This is a genomic window from Polaribacter litoreus (genome assembly GCF_054584775.1).
In genome coordinates this window covers 1-4,019 of record NZ_JBTLRD010000042.1, presented here as the reverse complement: position 1 = coordinate 4,019, position 4,019 = coordinate 1, and the positions used below count along the sequence as shown (strand labels likewise).

The window sequence follows — 4,019 nt, the reverse complement described above, 5'->3', positions numbered from 1 at the left end:
ACAGAAAGAGTAAATGGAGAAATTTTAGCTACAATAGCATTGGCAAATACTCCTGCAGGTGGTTCACATCCAGCGCATATTCATGCAAATACTGCAGCAGAAGGTGGTGGAATTTTATTATCTTTTAATCCTGTTGATGGCGATTCTGGTATGAGTGTTACAAATTTAACAGCTTTAGATGATGGTACAACGTTTACATTCGCAGACATTTCCACTTGGGATGCTTACGTTAATGTACATTTAAGTATGGATAATTTAGCAACTATTGTGGCGCAAGGAGACATAGGTCAAAACGATTTAACAGAAAACACGATTACCTACGATTTAGGAGAGAAAGCAGTACCTGGAATTTCTGGTGATGTTACCTTTACAGAAAGAGTAAATGGAGAAATTTTAGCAACAATAGCATTGGCAAATACTCCTGCAGGTGGTTCACATCCAGCGCACATTCATGCAAATACTGCAGCAGAAGGTGGTGGAATTTTATTGTCTTTTAATCCTGTTGATGGCGATTCTGGTATGAGTGCTACAAATTTAACAGCTTTAGATGATGGTACAACATTTACATTCGCAGACATTTCCACTTGGGATGCTTACGTTAATGTACATTTAAGTATGGATAATCTAGCAACTATTGTGGCGCAAGGAGACATAGGTCAAAACGATTTAACAGAAAATACCATTACCTACGATTTAGGTGAGAAAGCAGTACCTGGAATTTCTGGTGATGTTACCTTTACAGAAAGAGTAAATGGAGAAATTTTAGCTACAATAGCATTGGCAAATACTCCTGCAGGTGGTTCACATCCAGCGCACATTCATGCAAATACTGCAGCAGAAGGTGGTGGAATTTTATTGTCTTTTAATCCTGTTGATGGCGATTCTGGTATGAGTGTTTCAAACTTATCAGCCTTAGATGATGGTACAGCGTTTACATTCGCAGACATTTCCACTTGGGATGCTTACGTTAATGTACATTTAAGTATGGATAATCTAGCAACTATTGTGGCACAAGGAGATATAGGTAAAAATGATTTAACTGGAGACAGTAAAGTATATACACTTAACGAAAAAGATGTACCAGGTATTTCTGGAACGGCTACATTTTATAAAAGAGTAGATGGTTCTGCTTTGGCAACTTTAAATATTATGAATACTCCTGCTGGAGGTTCGCATCCAGCACACATACACAATAATGATATTGCCACTGGTGGTGGAATCGCTTTTTCTTTTAATGCTGTAAATGGTGATACAGGTATGAGCATGACTCAAGTTGAGCAATTAGATGATGATACAGCAATTACTTATGATGAAATTTTAACTTATAATGGTTATATCAATGTGCATTTAAGTACAGATAATTTAGCAACCATAGTTGCCCAAGGTAACATTGGTTCTAATGAATAATATCATATAATTTCATTACAAAATCCCATCAATTTTTTGATGGGATTTTTTTATTTGATAAAAAATATTCAATGAATTTAAAATATCCTTAAAAGATAAAAACACTTTTATTGTATATTTGAATTGATGAAAAAAGTCAAAATTATAGAATGTCCTAGAGACGCAATGCAAGGGATAAAATCTCATTTTATATCCACAGAAAAAAAAGCATTGTACATCAATTCTTTGTTAAACGTGGGTTTTGATACTATAGATTTTGGAAGTTTTGTATCACCCAAAGCAATTCCGCAAATGCGAGATACTGCTGCTGTTTTATCAAAATTAGATTTATCAAAAACTCAAAGTAAACTATTAGCCATAATTGCAAATGTTAGAGGGGCAAAAGATGCAGTTCAATTTGATGAAATCAATTACTTAGGATATCCATTTTCGATATCAGAAAATTTTCAAATGCGTAATACTCACAAAACAGTAAAGGAATCTATCATCACTTTAAACGAAATTTTAAATCTTGCCGATAAAAATAATAAGCAAGTTGTTGCCTATTTATCTATGGGATTTGGTAACCCTTATGGAGATCCTTGGAATGTGGAAATTGTAGGGGAGTGGACAGAAAAATTATCGAAAATGGGGGTTAAAATTTTATCGCTTTCAGATACCATTGGTAGCTCAACACCAGAGGTAATTAATTATCTTTTTACAAATTTAATACCTAAATATCCCAAAATTGAATTTGGTGCACATTTACACACAACGCCAGATAAATGGCACGAAAAAGTAAATGCGGCCTATAAAGCTGGTTGTTTACGTTTTGATGGAGCTATTAAAGGTTATGGAGGCTGCCCAATGGCTAAAGATGAATTAACAGGTAATATGCCAACAGAAAAATTATTAAGTTATTTTACCACAGAAAAAGCAGATACAGGCACAAAACCAATGAGTTTTGAGAGCGCCTACAATAAAGCTCTAGAAACCTTTGCTCGTTAATCATCAGATCTATAAAAAAAACCGTTATATTTTTAAATAAAGTTAATGAAAATTTTACAAAAACTATTTTACCTTTTTTCAATTATACTATTTTTATCTTGTAAAAAAGACGATGGTAAAATTGATTTTACCTTTCTACAAATTAACGATGTCTACGAAATTGCTCCTATACAAGGAGGTGAATTTGGAGGTATGGCTAGAGTAGAAACCTTACATAAAGAGCTTTTAAAAGAAAACCCAAATACAATGTTATTTTTGGCTGGCGATTTTTTAAATCCGTCTTTATTAGGAACGATAAAAGTTGATGGTGAACGTGTTAGAGGCAAGCAAATGATAGAAGTAATGAATGCTATGAATTTTGACTTAGTGGCATTTGGAAATCATGAATTTGATCTTTCTCCAAAAGATTTACAGAAAAGGTTAAACGAAAGTAATTTTCCTTGGATTTCTGCCAACGTAAAACTAAAAACCAAAGAAAAAGCAATTCCTTTTTATAAAGAAAAAGGTAAAAATCAGATTCCTGTAAATGAAACATTTATAAAAGAGTTTTCTGATACAGATGGCACAGCAATAAAAGTTGGTTTTATAAGTGTTTGTATACCATCAAATCCTAAAGATTATGTAGAATATGGCAATATGTTTGTAAAAGCAAGAGCCTCTTTTGCAAAAATTAAAGATTCTGTAGATGTGGTTTTTGGTTTAACGCATGTAAAATTGGCAAACGATAAAAGAATTGCAAAATTAATACCAGATTTACCATTAATAATGGGGGGCCATGAACATACTAACAGTTATGATAAAATTGGGAATACAATTATTGCTAAAGCAGATGCCAATGCTAAAACAGCTTATATTCATCGAATTTCTTATGATAAAAATACGAAGAAAGCCATTGTGAAATCTGAATTAAAAGAGATTAATAAAACCATTAAAAGTGATGTAGAAGTTGGCCAAATTGTAAATAAATGGCAGAAGATTTTAACATCAGAAATTCAAGAAATTATTCTTAAACCAGATGAAGAGATTTACACAACACAAATTCCTTTAGATGGTAGAGATACTCCAATTCGAAGTGTGCAAACCAATTTGGGTGCTATTGTTACAAAATCGATGTCTTATTCTTTTGATGATAAAGTAGATTGTGCTCTTGTAAATGGTGGCTCAATTAGAATTGATGATCAACTTACAGGTAATATTACACCCATAGATATTTTTAGAGTATTGCCTTATGGTGGTGCCGTTTTAAAAGTACAACTAAAAGGGCGTTTATTAAAGCGTGTTTTAGATTATGGTGTGTTAGCTGCAGGTACAGGTGCTTATTTGCAAAGGTTCAATGCCAATAAAGTAGGAGAGATATGGATGATTAAAAACCAACCTTTAAACATCAAAAAAACGTATACGGTTGCTTTTTCTGATTACTTATTAAAAGGATTTGACATTCCCTTTTTAAATGCTGAGAATAAAGAGGTAATTTCTATTTACAAACCTAATGAAAATGAATTGGCTTTTGATATTAGAAAAGGCGTAATTGCTTATTTGAAAAATCAAGGTACTAAACCAAAAAGTGTGTAAGTAAAGTTATTCTGAAATTTTTCTAGAGCAATCTTTGAATTGCTCCATGAGGA

At 32.7% G+C, this 4,019-nt stretch carries 3 protein-coding genes; all 3 read left to right on the top strand.

Going from position 1 to position 4,019, the window contains the following annotated elements; translation table 11 throughout:
* The coding region (locus ACW9UN_RS16805; RefSeq protein WP_459487524.1) for a hypothetical protein at positions 1 to 1,407 on the top strand (1,407 nt) is incomplete at its 5' end.
* Between the two features lie 126 nt (positions 1,408 to 1,533).
* Positions 1,534 to 2,394: a hydroxymethylglutaryl-CoA lyase-like TIM-barrel protein gene (locus tag ACW9UN_RS16800; protein ID WP_459487523.1), complete on the top strand. Its 861-nt coding sequence runs from the start codon at positions 1,534 to 1,536 to the stop codon at positions 2,392 to 2,394.
* 45 nt (positions 2,395 to 2,439) lie between these two features.
* The gene (locus ACW9UN_RS16795; protein WP_459487522.1) at positions 2,440 to 3,966 is read left to right on the top strand and encodes a bifunctional metallophosphatase/5'-nucleotidase; all 1,527 of its coding nucleotides are present in this window, start codon (positions 2,440 to 2,442) and stop codon (positions 3,964 to 3,966) included.
* Positions 3,967 to 4,019 lie beyond the last annotated feature (53 nt).